14 protein-coding genes are annotated in these 17,576 nt (G+C 73.2%); 5 read left to right on the top strand and 9 right to left on the bottom strand.

The features are described from left to right. Positions 1 to 414 precede the first annotated feature (414 nt). From StrepF001_RS25920 to StrepF001_RS25940, 5 genes are all read left to right on the top strand, one after another. The gene (locus StrepF001_RS25920; protein WP_276322842.1) at positions 415 to 1,671 is read left to right on the top strand and encodes a transposase; all 1,257 of its coding nucleotides are present in this window, start codon (positions 415 to 417) and stop codon (positions 1,669 to 1,671) included. Between the two features lie 359 nt (positions 1,672 to 2,030). Continuing rightward, positions 2,031 to 3,203 (top strand): 3-deoxy-7-phosphoheptulonate synthase, encoded by a 1,173-nt coding sequence (locus tag StrepF001_RS25925; protein WP_240797684.1) that lies wholly within the window; start codon positions 2,031 to 2,033, stop codon positions 3,201 to 3,203. A 65-nt stretch (positions 3,204 to 3,268) separates the two neighbouring features. Further along, on the top strand, positions 3,269 to 4,039 hold the full coding sequence (locus StrepF001_RS25930) for a 2,3-dihydro-2,3-dihydroxybenzoate dehydrogenase (RefSeq protein WP_129800618.1): 771 nt from the start codon (positions 3,269 to 3,271) through the stop codon (positions 4,037 to 4,039). A gap of 32 nt (positions 4,040 to 4,071) precedes the next feature. Further along, on the top strand, positions 4,072 to 4,737 hold the full coding sequence (locus StrepF001_RS25935) for an isochorismatase family protein (protein ID WP_129800619.1): 666 nt from the start codon (positions 4,072 to 4,074) through the stop codon (positions 4,735 to 4,737). Next, positions 4,734 to 6,599, top strand: a complete 1,866-nt coding sequence (locus StrepF001_RS25940) for an anthranilate synthase family protein (RefSeq protein WP_129800620.1) — start codon at positions 4,734 to 4,736, stop codon at positions 6,597 to 6,599. Before StrepF001_RS25935 ends, StrepF001_RS25940 begins: the two co-directional genes overlap by 4 nt. A gap of 62 nt (positions 6,600 to 6,661) precedes the next feature. On the opposite strand, the gene pcaB is transcribed toward StrepF001_RS25940, so the two are convergent. The 9 genes from pcaB to StrepF001_RS25985 all read right to left on the bottom strand — a co-directional run bounded on the left by pcaB (position 6,662) and on the right by StrepF001_RS25985 (position 17,575). After that, positions 6,662 to 8,044, bottom strand: a complete 1,383-nt coding sequence (pcaB, locus tag StrepF001_RS25945; RefSeq protein ID WP_129800621.1) for a 3-carboxy-cis,cis-muconate cycloisomerase — start codon at positions 8,042 to 8,044, stop codon at positions 6,662 to 6,664. Next, positions 8,041 to 9,990 (bottom strand): FAD/NAD(P)-binding protein, encoded by a 1,950-nt coding sequence (locus StrepF001_RS25950; RefSeq protein WP_129800622.1) that lies wholly within the window; start codon positions 9,988 to 9,990, stop codon positions 8,041 to 8,043. The genes pcaB and StrepF001_RS25950 overlap by 4 nt, the downstream gene beginning before the upstream one ends. Beyond that, positions 9,987 to 11,177 carry an FAD-dependent monooxygenase gene (locus StrepF001_RS25955; protein ID WP_129800623.1) on the bottom strand — a complete coding sequence of 397 codons (1,191 nt, stop codon included), beginning with the start codon at positions 11,175 to 11,177 and terminating at the stop codon, positions 9,987 to 9,989. Before StrepF001_RS25955 ends, StrepF001_RS25950 begins: the two co-directional genes overlap by 4 nt. Positions 11,178 to 11,185: 8 nt before the next feature. After that, positions 11,186 to 12,757 carry an AMP-binding protein gene (locus tag StrepF001_RS25960; protein ID WP_129800624.1) on the bottom strand — a complete coding sequence of 524 codons (1,572 nt, stop codon included), beginning with the start codon at positions 12,755 to 12,757 and terminating at the stop codon, positions 11,186 to 11,188. Positions 12,758 to 12,835: 78 nt separating this feature from the next. Further along, a complete protein-coding gene (locus tag StrepF001_RS25965) occupies positions 12,836 to 13,414 on the bottom strand; it encodes an SRPBCC family protein (RefSeq protein WP_129800625.1) in 579 nt (192 codons plus the stop codon). A 74-nt stretch (positions 13,415 to 13,488) separates the two neighbouring features. Beyond that, complete coding sequence (locus StrepF001_RS25970; RefSeq protein WP_129800626.1) at positions 13,489 to 14,475, bottom strand: NADPH:quinone reductase; 987 nt, start codon at positions 14,473 to 14,475, stop codon at positions 13,489 to 13,491. 99 nt (positions 14,476 to 14,574) lie between these two features. Next, positions 14,575 to 15,966, bottom strand: coding sequence for an NDP-hexose 2,3-dehydratase family protein (locus StrepF001_RS25975; RefSeq protein WP_129800627.1), 1,392 nt, complete (start codon positions 15,964 to 15,966; stop codon positions 14,575 to 14,577). Continuing rightward, positions 15,963 to 16,982: an NAD-dependent epimerase/dehydratase gene (locus StrepF001_RS25980; protein WP_129800628.1), complete on the bottom strand. Its 1,020-nt coding sequence runs from the start codon at positions 16,980 to 16,982 to the stop codon at positions 15,963 to 15,965. The genes StrepF001_RS25975 and StrepF001_RS25980 overlap by 4 nt, the downstream gene beginning before the upstream one ends. Then, positions 16,973 to 17,575, bottom strand: coding sequence for a dTDP-4-dehydrorhamnose 3,5-epimerase family protein (locus tag StrepF001_RS25985; protein ID WP_129800704.1), 603 nt, complete (start codon positions 17,573 to 17,575; stop codon positions 16,973 to 16,975). Before StrepF001_RS25985 ends, StrepF001_RS25980 begins: the two co-directional genes overlap by 10 nt. Position 17,576: the final 1 nt, after the last annotated feature.

Genomic DNA, 17,576 nt, shown 5'->3' on the forward strand with positions numbered 1-17,576 from the left:
GGTGGCGTTGTCCGCCGGGTGTATCGGCGACCATGCCGCGGCGTCAACAGTGCCGGCCACAGTTCGTCATCTTGACCCGAGCGGCCCCTGAAGCTCTTCCGGGCGACCGTCGCGTTGTCGCTCCTCAGTCCCGTAGGTGACAGATGCAGATCCAAACAGTGGTGCACAGATCTACACATCGATAAAGTTGCGCCCGATTTGGTCCGGTATTGCGGCATCGGGCGATGCGACCAAGGCGTAGGGACGGTCGGCCCCGGCGGGAGGGGCACGACTGCCGCACGCCCGGTGAATTGCGGAGATTCCATTCGCCCCTGTTCGCACATATGCGAGGGAAGGGTGCGCCGGAACGTTTCGCTCAACACATCCGCGGGCAGATTTTCCAGCCAGCGGGAGCAGCTATGCGGGGGTCAATCTGTGAATGCATCCTGGTTGCCGCTGATTACTGTCGAGAAGGGGAACGAGAAATCGCATCGATTATTCACGGAAACCGAAGCGCCAGATGATTTACTGCGGCAAATATCTCGGTCCCTCTTCGTTTCCCTGCCGCGCGCCGACCAGCGCAAGAAGGGCGTCGAGTACGTGAGGGGCCTGCTGGAAGTGCCCGGCCGCAAGTCGATCCGGAACATCGCGAGCCTGATCGGAGGCCGGGCGACCGACCAGAGCCTGCATCACTTCATCAGCGAGTCGACCTGGGACTGGACCCCGGTACGCCAGGCACTGGCCCGGTACCTGGTGCCCCGGCTGCCCGTCGAGGCCTGGGTGGTGCACAGCACGGTGATCCGCAAGGCGGGACAGCACTCCGTCGGCGTGGACCGCAGATTCGTCCCGGCCGAGGGGCGGGTGCTCAACGCCCAGCAGGCGGTGGGTGTGTGGGCCGCCTCCGGGCACCGGAGCAGCCCGGTGGACTGGGGGCTGCATCTGCCCCAGGCGTGGATCGACGACCGGTCGCTGCGCAGCCGGGCCTCGATCCCGGACAGCGCCGAGGTGGAGACGCTGTCCGACCGGGCCGCGAAACTCTGCGTCGACCTGGTGACGGAGTGGGCGATGCCGGTGCGGCCGGTGGTGCTGGACGCCTGCTCCCTCAACGCGGCCAGGCTCTTCGACCGCCTGGGCCGCAAGGGTGTCCCCCTGCTGGCGCGGGTCGACCCGTCCGTGCCGCTGATCGTCAACGACCCGGCGCTGACCGGCCACCGGGGCTCGGCGAGCATGCCGGCCGGCGAGGTCATCCGGGCCGCCAGCGGTACCCGACAGCCCGTCCGATGGCGGCCGGGCGGCCGCGGGGCCGGCATACGGTCGGGGCTGCTGGCGAGCGCGGCCGTGAAACTCCCCCCGGAAAGAGGCGGGCGGCTGCGATCCGGACACGGCAGACGCCTTGCCCTCATCGGGCTGGCCGAGGGCCGGCAGCAGGACGCGCCCCAGCTGTGGCTCACCAGCCTGACGGATCATCAGCCCGCTTCGCTGCTCACGCTGTTCACCCTGCTCGACCGGGTCGAGTACGACTACTTCGAGGTCGCCAAGAGCGTGGGCATCGAGGACTACGTGGGCCGTTCGTTCGACGGATGGCACCGGCACATGACCCTCGCCTCGGCCGCCCACGCCGTCGCCGTGCTCTCCTCGCCCGGCCGGGTGCGGAACACGCCGACGTGCGGGGCGACGGAGCCCGGCACCTGACGAAGTGCGCCACGGCGTGTTGTTGCCGTCCACCCACGACTCCAGGATCGGGGTGTCGGGCCGGTCCGCCCGACGCGGCAACCCCCACGTCGCGGGAGCGGGCCGGCCCGGCGGACGGCCGAGGCGGCGTCGCCCACAGAGCCGGTTGCGGCAGGGGCGCCCGCCGCGCGACGCCACTGCCGCAACAGGCCCCGGTCCGCCGGGCGACGGCCCTCATCGACACACCGACGGCAGCTCGTCCCGATCACACCGAGGGGCAGTTCGCCCCGATCGCACCGATCCGCAGCTCCTTACGACCACATCGCCTCGGCCGTCGGGGACGTACCCACGCACCGGTCCATCCGGAATGGGAGACATCAGTGGACAACCCTGTGCTCGACATCGGCTCGAAGCCGGCCCGGCAGCAGCCGGGGTGGGAGGACAAGGAGAGTGTTGGGCGGGTACGGCGGCAGCTGCTGGCCTCGCCGGGGCTCGTCGATCCCGAGGACGTGCGCACTCTGCGCTCGGTGCTGACCGTCGTAGCCGCCGGCCGGGCCCATGTGGTGCAGGCGGGCGACTGCGCGGAGGACCCGGCTCAGTGCACCGAGGGCCATGTCGCCCGCAAGGCCGGCCTGTTGGACGTACTCGCCGGTGAACTCAAGGGCATCACACACCGGCCGGTGGTCCGGGCGGGGCGGATGGCGGGGCAGTTCGGCAAGCCGCGTTCAAAACCGACCGAGTGGGTCGGCGAGCTCGAACTGCCCGTCTACCGCGGCCACATGGTCAACGGCCCCGGACCCGACCCCCTGAGCAGGCGGCCGGATCCCCGCCGCATGCTGGACTGCTACCGCGCCTCCCGTGCGGTGCTGCGCCACCTCGGCTGGCACCGCGCGCCCGGGGTGCCCGGCATCGATCCGCCGGTGTGGACCAGCCACGAGGCACTCGTGCTGGACTACGAGGTCCCGCTGGTGCGCCGCGACAGCACCGGGGCGCCGGTCCTCACCTCCACGCACTGGCCGTGGATCGGCGACCGCACCCGGCAGCTGGACGGCGCGCATGTCGCCCTGCTCGCCGCGGTGGCCAACCCCGTCGCCTGCAAGGTCGGCCCCGGTATGACGGCGAGCGAGCTGCTGGCGCTGTGCGAACGCCTCGACCCTGCGCGTGAACCCGGCCGGCTGGCCCTGATCGCCCGGATGGGTGCGCAGCTGGTGGCCCACCGTCTGCCACCGCTGGTGGCGGCGGTACGGGAGGCGGGGCATCCCGTCATCTGGCTCTGCGATCCGATGCACGGCAACACGGTCACGGCCCCCGACGGGCGCAAGACCCGGTACCTCGACTGGATCGTGCGGGAGGTACGGGACTTCCGGTCCGCCGTCCTCACCGCCCGCGGGGTCGCCGGTGGCCTGCACCTGGAGACCACCCCGGACCAGGTGGCCGAGTGCGCCACCGACCCGTCCGCCGCCGACCTGGACCGCGGCACCTACACCAGCCTGTGCGACCCGCGGCTGCGCCCGGACCAGGCCGTGGCCGCGGTCTCGGCGTGGGGGACGTAGCGGCCTCGAGGGCCGACACCGTCGCTGTCACCTCAGCTGTCACCTCATACGAAGGAGGACTCCACATGGAGGGCAAGGTCGCCCTGATCACGGGAGCGGCAGGAGGGATCGGCGCCGCGGTGGCGCGCGCGCTCGGTGAGCGCGGCGTCACGGTGGCCGCGGTCGACCGGGACGCGGACGGGCTGCTGCACACGGTGCAGAAGCTGACCGCCGACGGCGTGAGTGCCCGGGCGTTCCCGGCCGACATCACCGGTCGCGCCGAGGTCGACGCTCTGGTCGACACCGTCGAACAGCAGCTGGGCCCACTGGACTTCCTGGTCAACGCGGCGGGCGTGCTGCACCTGGGCGAGGCCCGGCATCTCACCGACCAGGACTGGGACGCCACGTTCGCGGTGAACGCCACGGGCGTGTTCGTGGTGTCGCGCGCGGTCGTCAACCGGATGGTGCCGCGCCGGCGCGGGGCCATCGTCACCGTGGCGTCGAACGCGGCCGGCACCGCCCGCACGCAGATGGCCGCCTACGCCGCGTCGAAGGCCGCCGCCACGATGTTCACCAAGTGCCTCGGCCTGGAGGTGGCCGGGCACGGCATCCGCTGCAATCTGGTGGCCCCCGGTTCCACCGACACACCGATGCTCAGCTCCATGTGGCGGGACAACAGCGGTCGGCGGACCACGATCGCCGGCCGGCCGGAGGAGTACCGCGTCGGTATCCCGCTCGGCAAGCTCGCCATGCCCTCGGACGTCGCCGACGCCGTGGCCTTCCTGCTGTCCGACCGGGCCGCCCACATCACCCTGCACAGCCTCACGGTGGACGGCGGCGCCACCCTCGGCGGGTAGCCCGCCGGACCGGACGAGGCGGAGAGAGGACCATGACCGGGAAGATCACCACCGGGACGACCCCGGCCGGGAGGACCACCGGGATACCTCCCATCGAACCCTACGAGCTGCCCAGCGCGCGCGAGCTGCCCGACCCCGTCCCGCCCTGGCGGGTCGACCCCGGCCGCGCGGTTCTCCTGGTGCACGACATGCAGCACTACTTCCTCCGGACGCTGCCGGAACCCCTGCGCGAACAGCTGCTGCGCAACGCCGTGCTGCTGCGGACACGCTGCGCCGCCCTCGGCATGCCCGTCGCGTACACCGCGCAGCCGGGCGCCATGGACGATGCGGAGCGCGGGCTGCTGAAGGACTTCTGGGGGCCGGGCATGCAACGCTCCCCCGCCGACCGCGAGATCACGGCGGAACTGGCTCCCACCGGCCGGGACTGGATGTTCACCAAGTGGCGCTACAGCGCGTTCTTCCGCTCCGGTCTGCTGGAGCGGATGCGGGCGCACCACCGCGACCAGTTGGTCCTGTGCGGGGTGTACGCCCATGTGGGCGTGCTGATGACGGCGGTCGACGCGTTCAGCAACGACATCGAGACGTTCCTGGTGGCCGACGCGGTCGCCGACTTCTCCGCCGCCCACCACCGGCAGGCGCTCGACTACGCGGCGCGCTGCTGCGCCGTCGTCTCCACGGCCAAGGAGGTCATCGCGTGACGTCCGATCTGCTCGGCAGGGTGCTGGTGGCGCAGCCCCCGCCCTTCGCCCTGCTCCACCGGTCCACCGCGGCCGGCGGCGGACGCCTGGACGTCCTCGTCGGCGAGGTGCACACCTGGCCGACGCTCGACGCGATTGCGCTGCCGGAGCCGTCCGCCGCCGGCCCGGCCCGTCATGACGTCCTCGCGCTCGTGCCGTACCGGCAGGTCCGCGAGCGCGGTTTCGCCGCGGTCGACGACGGCGCCCCGCTGCTCACCCTGCAGGTGACCGACCAGGACACGGTGTCGGCGGCTGAGGCGCCGGCCCGCCTGGACCGGGTGCCGACGCCGTTGCTGGACGGGCGTTTCACGCCCGACGACGAGACGTACGCCGCCACCGTGCGCGAGGTCATCGAGCGGGAGATCGGCATGGGCGAGGGCGCCAACTTCGTCATCCGCCGCTCGTACCGGGCCCGGATCGGTGACTACAGCCTGGGCAGCGCGCTGTCGTTCTTCCGCAACCTGCTGCAGACCGAGTCCGGCGCGTACTGGACGTATCTGGTGCACACCGGCACCCGCACGTTCGTCGGCGCCTCGCCGGAGCGGCATGTGAGCCTGTCCGGCGGTACGGCGGTGATGAACCCGATCAGCGGGACGTACCGCTATCCGCCCTCCGGGCCACGGCTGTCGGAACTGCTGGACTTCCTCGCCGACCGTAAAGAGACCGACGAGCTGTACATGGTGCTGGACGAGGAGCTGAAGATGATGGCCCGCGTCTGCGAGGACGGGGGCCGGGTGGTGGGGCCGTATCTCAAGGAGATGGCCCGGCTGGCGCACACCGAGTACCTCATCGAGGGGCGCAGCACCCGTGACCCGCGGGAGATCCTGCGCGAGACGCTGCTCGCGCCCACGGTCACCGGGAGCCCGCTGGAGAGTGCGTGCCGGGTGATCGAGCGGTACGAGCCCGAGGGCCGCGGCTACTACAGCGGCGTCGCCGCACTGATCGGCCGGGACGCCGAGGGCGGGCGCACACTGGACTCGGCGATCCTCATCCGCACCGCGGAGATCGACAGCGCGGGCCGGCTGGAGATCGGCGTCGGAGCCACCGTCGTACGGCACTCCGATCCGGTGTCCGAGGCCGCGGAGACCAGGGCGAAGGCCGCCGGGCTGCTCGCGGCGCTGGAAGACGGGCGGCCGGACCGCTTCGCCGACCATCCGAGCGTGCGCACGGCACTGGCCGAACGCAACACCTCCGTGGCCGACTTCTGGCTCGCCGACCGCGGCACACCACCGCCGCGGACGCCGGCGCCGGCCGGGACGAGCGTGCTGGTCGTCGACGCCGAGGACACGTTCACGGCGATGCTCGACCACCAACTGCGCTCGCTCGGGCTGGCGGTGACGGTACGCCGGTACGACGAGAGTTACGCCCTCGGCGACCATGACCTCGTGGTGCTCGGCCCCGGCCCCGGCGACCCCCGGGACGCCGGGCATCCGAAGGTGGCGCGGCTGCGTACGGTCGTCGACACGCTGCTGGCCGGGCACCGGCCGTTCCTCGCCGTGTGCTTCAGTCACCAGGTGCTGTGCACCCGGCTGGGGTTCGAACTGGTCCGCAGGGACGTGCCCAACCAGGGAACGCGACGGGAGATCGACCTGTTCGGGGCGCGTGAGAGCGTCGGCTTCTACAACACGTTCGCCGCGCGGGCGGCCGAGGACAAGGTGGAGTGCGAGGGCGTGGGCACGGTGGAGGTGAGCCGGGACCGGGAGACCGGTGAGGTGCACGCGCTGCGCGGGCCGCACTTCGCGTCCGTGCAGTTCCACGCCGAGTCGGTGCTGACGCGGGAGGGTGTGCGGATCCTCGCGGAACTGCTGGGCAACCTGGTCTGAGCGGGACACACGGGGGCGGCTGTGCGAGGGGCTCCGGCCCACCGCACAGCCGCCCCTGTTGCTTATCGGCTACGGCCGCCCAGCGCACGGTCGACGAGCGGCCCGGCGGCACCGGTGTAGCCGACGGGATCGCACAGGTCGGCCAACTCTTCGGCGTCGAGGCCGATTTCAGGCATCGCCCCGAGGATCTCCGCCAGGGCGGCCCCGCTCTCCTCGGCCTTCCGGGACGCCTCGTCGAGCAGTTTCCTGGCGGCTGCGCCTCCCAGGCGAGGTGCGAGTACGGCGGCGATCCGCTCGGCGACCACCCGGGAGCCGGTCAACTCCAGGTTCTCCCGCATCCGTTCGGGCCGCACCTGCAGTCCTTCGGCGAGTTGTACGGCGGTGTGGGCGGCGCCGCCGGCCAGGCGCAGGCATTCGCGCAGCAGCTGCCACTCCGCATGCCAGCCGCCCGCCGACCGCTCGTCCTCGGACACCAGGCACTGGGTGAGCCCGGCGGCGATCGGCGGGACCTGGATCGCCGCGCTGCGCACCAGCGTGGCCAGGACCGGGTTGCGCTTGTGCGGCATCGCCGACGACCTGCCCCGGCCGGGCCCGGCGGGTTCGGCGACCTCACCGACCTCGGTGCGCACCAGCGACTGCACATCCACCGCGATCTTCCCCAACGCCCCTGCCGTGAACGCCAGCGCCGCGGCGAGATCGGCCATCGGCGTACGCACGGCATGCCACGGAAGCACCGGCCGGGCCAGCCCGGTCTCCTCGGCGAACGCGGTGATGAGCCGGTCCGGGTAGGCGTCGAGGTCGGGCCCGGTGAGTGCGGTCGAGGCGAGATAGCCGGCCAGGGTGCCCGCCGCTCCCCCGAGAGACACGGGCAGCTGACCGGCCACCGTGCGCAGTCGGTGGCCGGCGGCCAGGACGAGTTCCCGCCAGCCTGCGGCCTTCAGGCCGAAGGTCGTCGGTACCGCGTGCAGGGCCAGTGTCCGGCCCGCCATCGGGGTGTCCCGGTGCTCGGCCGCCAGGCGGGCCAGTGCGTCGGCGGTGGTGTCCAGGTCCGCCAGGACGATCCCCAGGGCGCGCCGCGCGATCAGCATGGCGCCGGTGTCGAAGACGTCCTGGCTGGTGGAGCCGCGGTGCACGTACTCCGCCGCCGCCGGGGACCGGGACCGTACCGCCGCGGTGAGCGCCGCCACCAGGCCCACCACCGGGTTGGCGGTCTCCCGGGCCGCGACCGCGAGGGCTCGCAGGTCGAGCCGGTCGGCGCGGGCGGCGCGGGTGATCGCCTCGGCCGCCTCCGGTGGGACCGTGCCGAGCCGGGCCTGGGCCCGGGCCAGCGCGGCCTCGGCGTCCAGCATGGCCTGCAGCCAGGCCAGGTCGCACACGGCCGCCTCGACGGGAGTGCCCGCCCGCACCGGCGACAGCAGCCCCGCGTCGATGAGGGTGTCGTTCATACGACCACCTCCGTGAGCCGCGTCCCTCCGAGGCCCTGCCGGGCCGGCGACAGGGTCAGCACCGCACGGGCGATGGCGTCCGCGTCGGCCAGCGTCACGGAGTCCACGCCGGGACGGACGCCGGCCGCGGTCACCCAGTGCACCGACTCGGTCGGGACACCGTAGGCGAACCGGCGCGGGTGGGGGCGGCCCTGCCCGTCGATGACCCGGCAGGGCCGCTCGGTGACGGCGAGTCCGCCGGTCTCGTGGCTGACGCCGCAGTCCCCTTCGATGCGATGGGGCCGGCACTGCTCGGTCAGGAGCAGGTGGCGCAGCAGCGGATCGGCGGTGCGACGCAGGTCGGGCGGGGGCAGGCGGGCCTCGATGAGATGCGCGGAGCGCACCGGGGGGCCGGGCACGAGGGTCGAGTGGGCGACGAAGGCGGGGCGTTCGGTGTCGACGCGGATCTGGGTGCCGGGGCCGGTGAGTTCGAGGATGCCCGCCTCGATCAGCGCGATCATCTCCTCGATGCGGGAGACCGGCGGCCCGATGGACAGGAACGCGTTGAGCGGTGTGTACCAGCCCTCCAGCTCGTCGAGGTGCGAGCCGCCTTCGAGTCCCGAGTGGTCGACCACCAGGCGTACCTCGTTGCGCAGGTCGCGCAGGACGTCCAGCGCCGCCTTGAGCGGACCGCTGACATTGCCCGCCTTCGCCTCCCGCACGTCCCGGGCCAGGTACTCCAGCAGCCAGCCGCGGAACTCCGCCCGGCCGGCGAAGGCGCGCCCGTGGCAGGGCCGGGCGAGCCGGTCCCAGTCCCAGCGGTCGGCGGGGCCGATGCCGTGCTCGTCCAGGAGGGCCGGCCGCTGGCGGGGCGAGGCGGTGAGGTAGCGGCGTACGAACGGCTCGGACGCGGCGTTGCGGGCGGCGAGCAGTGTGCCGTAGTAGACGCCTTCCACCTCCGCGGCGATCAGCGGCCACACGTCGGACAGGAAGCGCGCCCGCTCGCCGCCTCGGGCGCGCCCGCGCAGGGCGGCGATGGTCTCCGGGGTGAGCAGCCGAGGGGTGTGCCTGCCGAACGCGCCCTTCTCGTTCTCGCCGCGCGCGTGATACGGCACTCCGCGGCGCGAGCTGGCACAGAGCCGTGGCTCGCGGCCGGACGGGCGGTAGACCAGGCGGTCTCCGAGCCGGTCGAAGACGCCGCCGCGGCCGGTGGTGAACAGCGCCATGTGGTCGAAGAAGTTCAGGCCGAGGCCGCGCAGCAGCACCGGCTCGCCGGCCTCGGCGAAGGAGGTGTCCACGTCGGCCGGGTTGGCCGGCGGAACGTAGGTGAGGTGGTGGATGCGGGCCAGGCTGGCCGTCCGTTCCTGACGGGGGGTCAGCTGGGTCGGGAGGTGCCCCAGGGCCAGCACCACGGCGTCCAGTTCGTGGATCCTGGTGCCGTCCGCCAGCCGTACGCCCTGCGGGCCGCCGGGCGTGCCGTGGGTGTCCGCCATCGCGACGGCGCGTGAGCGGTGCACCTCGACGGTGACGTGCTCCGGGGCGCGGGCGACGATCTGGCGGAAGCAGTCCCGCAGGTACTGCCCGTAGAAGGCGCGGGTGGGATAGGAGTCCGGCCGCAGGGTCCGGGCCTCGGCGAGGACGGCCTCGTCGTAACCGCCGAGTTCCCCGAAGCGGGCCAGGCTGTCCGCCCACTCGTACAGGCTGGGCCCCGGCTCGACCGGTCCCTCGATGCGGGATTCGGCGTCGGTGAACACGGTGATCTGGCAGGCCACGGTGTTGGTGAGCAGTTGCCGGGACTGGTCGGTGCGCCAGACGGCACCGGCGCCCGGGGCGGCCGGGTCGACGACGTGCACGGTGACGGAGCGGTGGGACCGGGCCGTACGTTCGCCCGCGCACAGCCGTTCCAGCACGCACAGGCCGCGCGGGCCGGCGCCGACGATGCACACCCGAAGCCGGCCGGCGCTCATCGGCGGGCTCCGTCGGCGCCGAACTCCCGTGCTCCGTGCATCCAGGCCACATGGTCGTGCAGGGCCGGTCCGGACAGGGCCGACAGCATCTCGTTCCTCGCTTTCGCCTCGGCGCCGGCCGGGTGCCACAGCCGGGTGCTGGCCCGGGCGGCGTGGGTGATCCGGGCGGTGCGCTCGCGTCGTTCGGCGTTGTACTTCTCGAACCGGTCGGGGATCGTGTCCGCCCCGTCGTCCAGCAGGCCGGCCAGCACCACGGCGTCCTCCAGGGCCTGGCAGGCGCCCTGGGCGGCGTAGTGCAGCATGGGGTGGGCCGCGTCGCCGAGCAGGGTCACCCGGCCGTCGGTCCAGCGGTCGACCGGGTCCCGGTCGACCAGGGCCCATGACTTCCAGTGCTCACCCAGGGCGAGCAGCCGCTGTGCCGTCCCGCCGAGTGCGGCCAACTCGCCGAGCACCCGGGCCTGTTCGACGGGGACTGCGGCGAACGCCTCGGTGGCGCCGTTCTCCACGCTGGGGGCGAGGTTGAGATACCGGCCGCCGCCGATCGCGTAGTGCACGAAGTGGCAGCCCGGTCCGGCCCACCAGGTCACCGCGTTCCGGCGCAGCTCCTCGGGGACCCGTTCCATCGGGATCACCGTGCGGTAGACGGTGATGCCGGCCACCCGCGGCGCGCCGTCGCCGACCAGCCGGCGCCGGATCGCCGAGTGGATGCCGTCGGCGCCGATCACCGCGTCACCGGTGACCCGCCCGCCGCCGTCCAGCAGCACCGTGGCAGCGGAGCCGTCCTGGCGGTATCCGGTGGCGCGACTGCCGGCGCGCAGTTCGATCGCCGGTGAGCGGCGGCAGGCGTCCAGGAGCAGCCGGTACAGCTCGCCGCGGTGGACCACGACGTACGGATTGCCGAACCGGCGCCGGTAGCCGCCGGTGAGCGGCATGCTCGCCACGTGCTCGCCGGTCACGCCGTCCATGAACCGCAGTTCGTCGATGTGCACCGCCAGCGCGCGCACGGCGTCGCCGAGGCCCAGGCGGTCCAGGGCGTGCAGCCCGTTGGGTGCCAGCTGGATGCCCGCGCCGATCTCGGCGAACTCCTCGGCCCGTTCCAGTACGACCGCCCGGTGTCCGCGCCGGGCGACGGCGACGGCCGCCGCCAGCCCGCCGATGCCGCCCCCGACGACGACCATCCTCGCCATGCCGCCCCCTACCGGCCCTGGCCGGCGGCTGCCAGCAGCTGCGCCAGCTGGAGCCGCTTGATCTTCGTGGTCGCGGTCTGCGGCAGGTCCGACAGCCGCCACTGCACCGGGTCCGCCATCGCGGGCAGCCCGGCCGTGGCCTGCCGCCATGCCTCCCGGTCCAGGGGGCTGTCGTCCTTGGTGCACACCACGGGTACGGCGGTGCCGTCCGCGCCGGGGATGATGATCACTTCGGCGAGTTCGTCCAGCTTGGCGAAGAGGGTGTCCTCGGCGGCGAGCGTGCTGCCGAACCCGGGGATCAGGTCGACCTCACGGTCCAGCAGGTGCAGGCACCCCCACTTCGACCTGAAGCCGACGTCGCCCATCCGCCACCAGCCGTCGTCGAGCTGCCGGGCGTAGCGTTCCGCCTCGCCCAGGTAGGTGGTGATCCGGCCGTCGCTGCGCACCTCGATGTAGCCGGGGTTCTCCTCCGAGGGCGGCCGGCCGTCGCGGCTGACCACGCGGACGTCGGTCATACCGGGGAAGGGCATGCCGACGCAGCGCCCGTCGGCGTCGGGGGCGTGCCGCCGGGTGAAGGCCCGCACCACCGTCGGGCCCACCTCGCTCTGTCCGTAGAGCTGTCCGAACAGGGGTGCCCTGCGGCGTGAGGCGCGCAGCAGCCGGTGCACGGTGCGCGGGTGGATGGCGTCGAACGTACTGCTGAACAGCTTGACGTTGGCCAGCGGTGCGCGGTGGTCGTCGGCCAGCTTCTCCCAGCGCAGATACGAGTTGGGGTGCGCCTCGAGGATGCCGGGGCGGACACGGGCGAACAGGTCGGCGGCGCGGTCCGGGTCCTCGTCGGCCAGCACCACGATCGGGAGACCGTTCAACAGGGAGATGGCCAGGGCGGTGAACAGCCGCGAGTGCACGAACGACACGTGCATGGCAACGGTTTCCCGCCTGCGGATGACGGGGGTGATCGCCAGTCGCTGCGGGCGGTAGCGGGCCTGCAGGGTGCGGCCCGTGTGCACCGCCAGCTTGGGCACCCCGGTGGTCCCGGAGGTGTGCGTGATCAGCGTCGGGTGGTCGGCGGGCATGGTCACCGGGGTGACGCGCCGGACGCCGGCGAAGTCCTCCAGCTCGACGGCGCGGGCATGGGTGCCGGAGGTGAGCAGGACGCTCTCGGCGAGGTCGAAGACCTCCGCGGGCAGCTCGTCGTCGAGCTTGGCCTGGTCGGTGACGAGATGGGGGCGGTCCGCACGCCGGACCAGTTCGGCCACGGTGTCACCGTCGAGATGGGGCGACAGCAGCACCGGCACCGCGCCGATCCGGCTGATCGCGCAGGCGAGCAGGGGGATGTCGAAGGTGTCGGACTTGTGGACGACGACGCGTTCACCGGGGCGGATCTTCGCCGCCCACAGCCGCGAGGCCACGTCCGCCACCAGGTCCGCCAGCTCCGCCACGGTCGCCCGGCGGCCGAGGTCGGGGGCCAGGTCCAGGTCGTGGTCGAGGATGAGCACGTTCGCGGGGTGCCGGGACGCCGCGCGCTCGAAGAGCGTCCCCAGCCGGATTCCACGGTTTCCTATGCGCTGCAGCAGCATCTGTCCGCCTTCCGCCGGTCGCTGCGGAGAGTCAGGGGTCGGTTCGGGAGGTCGTGCACGGGGTACGGCTGAGCGGGGTCAGGTCCGCTCGACGGCCTGCTTGATGCGGTGCACGGTCGCTGCGAGGTCGGCCGTGAGCTTGGCCGTCCAGTCGCTGAAGAACCGCTGCTTCTCGTGCGCGGCCATGTCCGCGGTGATGCCGCGGATGCCCTCCGTGGGCGCGCCCATCCAGAAGCTGTGCACCAGGACGCAGCCGTCGTCCGCGGCCCTGAGGTCGAACGACCAGACGCTCTCCTGCCGCCGTCCGGAACTGTCCCGGATCGCCCAGCGGAAGCTGCGGCCCGGCTCGGCGGCGACGACCTCGGAGTCGGTGGTCCATGCGCCGCGGACGACGGGCGCCCAGGCGACCACGTCGGCGGGGCGGTGGTTCTCGCCCCGGAAGACCGCGCCCACGGCTGCGGGGGTTCCCTCGACCCACTGGCCGCCGGTGCACTCGACGCTCCACTCCCCGCTCCGCGGCAGGTCGCTGACCGTGGCGTACACCTCGTCCGCGGACGCACGCACATGGGTTTCGGCGCTGACCTGGAAGAGCGCGGTGGTCTCGAGGTTCTCGAGGTTCTTGGAGTCCTTGAAGTTCTCGAGTTCGGTATCCGTCATGGCCGGAAGCCTCGCCAGTGGCACGGAACCCGGTCAACGCACGCCGACCGGGTCCGTCAAGTCGCCTCGGGCGTTCAGGAGTCGAGGTCCGGACGCAGCACGAGACGTCTGCCGCGCAGTTCGCCCCGTTCCAGCCGGGCATGGGCCTCGGCGGCCGCGCTCAGCGGTGCCTCCTCGACCGCCCGGGCGCGCAGACTCCCCCGGGCCAGCAGCCGGTTCACGGAGCGGGCGACGTCGGCGAGTTCGGCGGTCGTGGCGTGCGAGATGGCGAAGCCGGTGACCGTGGCGTCCTTGAGGTACAGCGGCCCGACCGGGAGGACGGGGCGTGCGCGCAGGCCGGCGAGCACCACGATCCGGCCGCGGAAGGCGAGGAGGTCGACCGCGGCCGGCAGGTCGTTCCAGCCGGCGGCATCGACGAGGAGATCGATGCCGTCCGGCGCCAGGTCCCGTAGCCGCTGCGGGAGTTCCGGGTCGCGGTAGTCCGCGCAGGCCTGGGCACCGAGCGTCCGGCAGTACTCCGCGTCGCCGGCACCGGCGGTCGCGATCACCCGGGCGCCGGCCTCGGCGGCGAGTACCACGGCGGCGCTGCCCACGTTTCCGGCGGCTCCCGCGACGAGGACTCTCTCGCCGGCGCGGAGCCCGCCGTGGGCGAACAGGGCAAGGTGGGCCGTGGCTGCCGGATGCAGCACGGCTGCCGCGTCCGTCGGCGGCACCGCGTCCGGCAGACGGTAGAGGCGGTCGACCGGCACCAGCGCCTGCTGAGCCGCCGCGCCCTGCCGTCCGGCGTGGCCGAGGCTGTTGCACCACACCGTGTCCCCGACCGCGAAGCCGGCCACGCCGTCGCCGACGGCGGCGACCGTGCCGACCAGGTCACGGCCGATGACGAACGGGAAGGTCACCGGGGTCCGCCAGGCCCCGGAGCGGACGAACGTGTCAACCGGGTTGACCGGCGTGGCGAGGACGTCGACCAGCACGTCCGTCGGCCCTCCTCGGGGCGGGGGGAGGTCGCCGACGCGAATGGCGTCCGCCGGGCCGAGTCGCTCGATGTAGGCAGCCTTCATGGGCCGCATGGTGTCATCGCAAGCTGCCGCGGCGCCGTGCGCGCCGCGCCACTTTGTCACCCGCACGCCGGGCGGCCGCCCGGTTGGACGGCCGCCCTCTCACAGGCGTACGGCACTGGAGTTGACGCAGGCCAGCAGGGTGCGGGCCTGGACGTTGAGGTAATGGCCGTGGGCGGCGAGAGAGTTGAGCTGTCCGACCGTCGCCCAGGTGTAGCCGGGCGGTGGCTCGGACGGCGCGGTGTCCTCGTCGGCCGCGACGAACAGGTACCGCACGCAGGCGTCCAGGAACCGGCCGCCCTCCTCGGAGTGCACGGCCGAGTAGGGTGCGCCGCCCTGCTCCGCGGCCCGCAAGGCCGCCGTCAGGAACGGCGGCCGGTCCGCGGCGGGGACCGGCTCCCAGTCGCGTGGGGCGCACTGCACGGTCGGGGCCAGTTCGACCCGGTTCAGGTATCCCGCCTCCACGCGCGCGTGCACGAGCAGATGCGGTACGCCGCCCAGGCGCCGGAACAGAAAGGCCGCCACGCCCGTGCCGCACGGCTCGATCAGGGGCTGGGACCAGCCGGTGACCTCGCGGTTCCCGGCCTCGACGGCGACACCGGTGACCTTGAAGAAGCGGCCGTCGGGGCGGCGGATGCCGTCCGCGTCCCGGGTCCAGCCCTCGACGTCGGCGAGCGGCATGAGCCGGACGTCGACGTCGTGCCGGGCGCGTTCGGCGGTGAACCAGGAGAGCAGTTCGAGGTCGGAGTGCAGGGCGCCCGCCTCGGTCTCGGGCAGCGGCAGACAGCCCAGGACGGTACGGGCGTCCATGTTGACGAGGTTGTCCAGCCGCAGCAGCTCGCCGAGCTGGCCGAGGGTCAGCCAGATGTGGTCGGGGCCGCAGGGAACCTCGGTGTCGGCGGCTTCGACCAGCATGTTGCGGTTGGCCTTGCGGTAGAACCAGGCACCGTGCTCCGACTGGAGCGAGTCGGCGAGCACCAGGTGGGGCGGGGCGCCCGTGAAGTGCTCCAGGTACTTCACCGACGAACCGGCGTGCACCCGCTGGTAGTTGCTGCGGGTGGCCTGCACGGTCGGCGAGAGCTGGATCAGGTTGGGGTTCCCGGGCTCCATCTTCGCCTGCATCAGGAAGTGCAGGACGCCGTCGAACTCCTTGGCGAGGATGCCGAGGATGCCCACCTCCGGCTGGTGGATGACGGGCTGCTGCCAGCTGCCGTACGGCCCCTCGTCGACCCGTGCGGCCAGGCCGCGCACGGCGAAGAACCGGCCGCTGCGGTGCACGAGGTCACCGGTGTCAGGGGCGAAGGACCACTGCTCGAGCCGGTCCAGCGGCACCCGGCGGACGGTGAAGCGGTGGGCGCGGGCCCGCTCGGCGAGCCAGCCGGTGACGTCCTCCGTGCGCAGGTGCCGGCCCGCCCCGGTGACGGCGGCGGACCGGGCCAGCCGCGCGGGCAGGTCCGCCGCGACCCGGGGACGCAGCAGCGCGGCGGTGCTCATGCCCGGCCTCCCCCGACCGCCTCTGCGGCCGGATCCGTCTGGTCCGCGAGATGGTGCACCGTCCGCCGCAGCGCCTCGCCGAGCTCGGTGCGCGGCTCCCAGCCGGTGACGGACCGGAACGCGGAGGCGTCGATGGTGATGCTGCTGAAGTCCCCGGCCTCGGCGTGCTCGGGCGGCGGCACCGACAGCACCGGTACGCGCGGCCGCCCGGTGCGTACCGCGACGAGGTCGGCGACCTGCTCGAAGACGGGCCCGAGGGGCCGGCCCTCGCCGGTGCCGAGCAGCCAGTGGCGCCCGGCCAGCGCCTCGGCGTGGTCCAGACCGGCGACCACGGCACGGGCCAGATCGTCGATGTACAGCAGGTCGCGGCGGACCGTCCCGTCATGCCACATCGTCAGGGGTTCCCCCGCCAGCGCGCGGCGGGCCATCGCCGAGACGACGCCGCGGTCGCGGGCCGTGGGCCCGGCGCCGGGCCCGAACACGGTGGGCAGCCGCAGCGACGTCCCGCACAGCACACCGCGGGCGTCGGCGTCGAGCAGCAGCCGCTCGGCGGCCAGCTTCTGACGGTCGTAGGGGCCCTTCGGGCGGTCCGGTTCGGTGCCGTCGAGCACCGCCTTGCCGGTCGGGCCGACCTGGGAGGCGGCGCCGGTGAACACGACCTTCGTGCGGGGCCCGGACGAGCGGTCGGCGAGGGTGTCGACGAGGTCGCGGACGAGGCCCACGTTGACCCGCTCGGCGGCCGTGTCGCCGTCCTCGATCCGCCAGGTGGCGGTGGCCGAGCTGTACAGCGTGGCGAGGACGACCGCGTCGGCGTCCGCCACGGCGGCGGCCGTCGCGCCCGGCTCGGTGAGGTCGGCGGCCCGTACCTCGACGTCGGCGCGGGCCCCGGGCGGGACGGCCGCGGGGCGCCGGGAGACCGCCCGGATCCGGACCGGGCGGGCGGCGAGTTCCCGCAGGACGGCCGAGCCGACGAAGCCGGTGGCGCCGAGCAGGGCGATGGTGGGGGTCACGGCCACAGCGCGGCCTCCACTTCACGGCAGGTGTCGTAGGCGGGCAGCAGGCCCTTCTCCCGCGCCTCGGCGAGCGTGGGGGCGCTGCTGTCCCGGGCGGACAGCCGCAGCTCGGGTGCGTCGGGCAGCGGCAGGCCGAGCGCCGCATCCAGCGGGGACACCGCCAGTTCGTGCTCGGGGACGTACCCCTGCGACATCACGTACACGACGATCGAGTCGTCCTGCTGGGACAGGAAGGCGTGGCCGACGCCGACCGGGATGTACAGCGCACGGCAGTCCGCGCCGCTGAGCTCGGTGGCCTCCCACCGGCCGAAGGTGGGCGACCCCACCCTGAGGTCGACGAGGAAGTCCAGCACCCGTCCGTACGGGCAGTAGACGTACTTGGCCCGGCCGGGCGGGGTGGCGGTGTAGTGGATGCCGCGGAGCACCCCGCGGGCGGACATGTTGTGGCTGATGTCCTTGACCGGGAACAGCGGCCGGTCCAGGGCCGCTGTGAACGTGGCCTCCTGGTACGGCGATGCGAAGCATCCCCGGTCGTCCCCGAAGACCTGGGGGGTGAACTCGCGGACGCCCTCGATGGCCGGCGTGCGCACCTGCATG

It is taken from the genome of Streptomyces sp. F001, from assembly GCF_004187715.1.
Taxonomy (GTDB): Bacteria; Actinomycetota; Actinomycetes; order Streptomycetales; family Streptomycetaceae; genus Streptomyces; species Streptomyces flavusporus.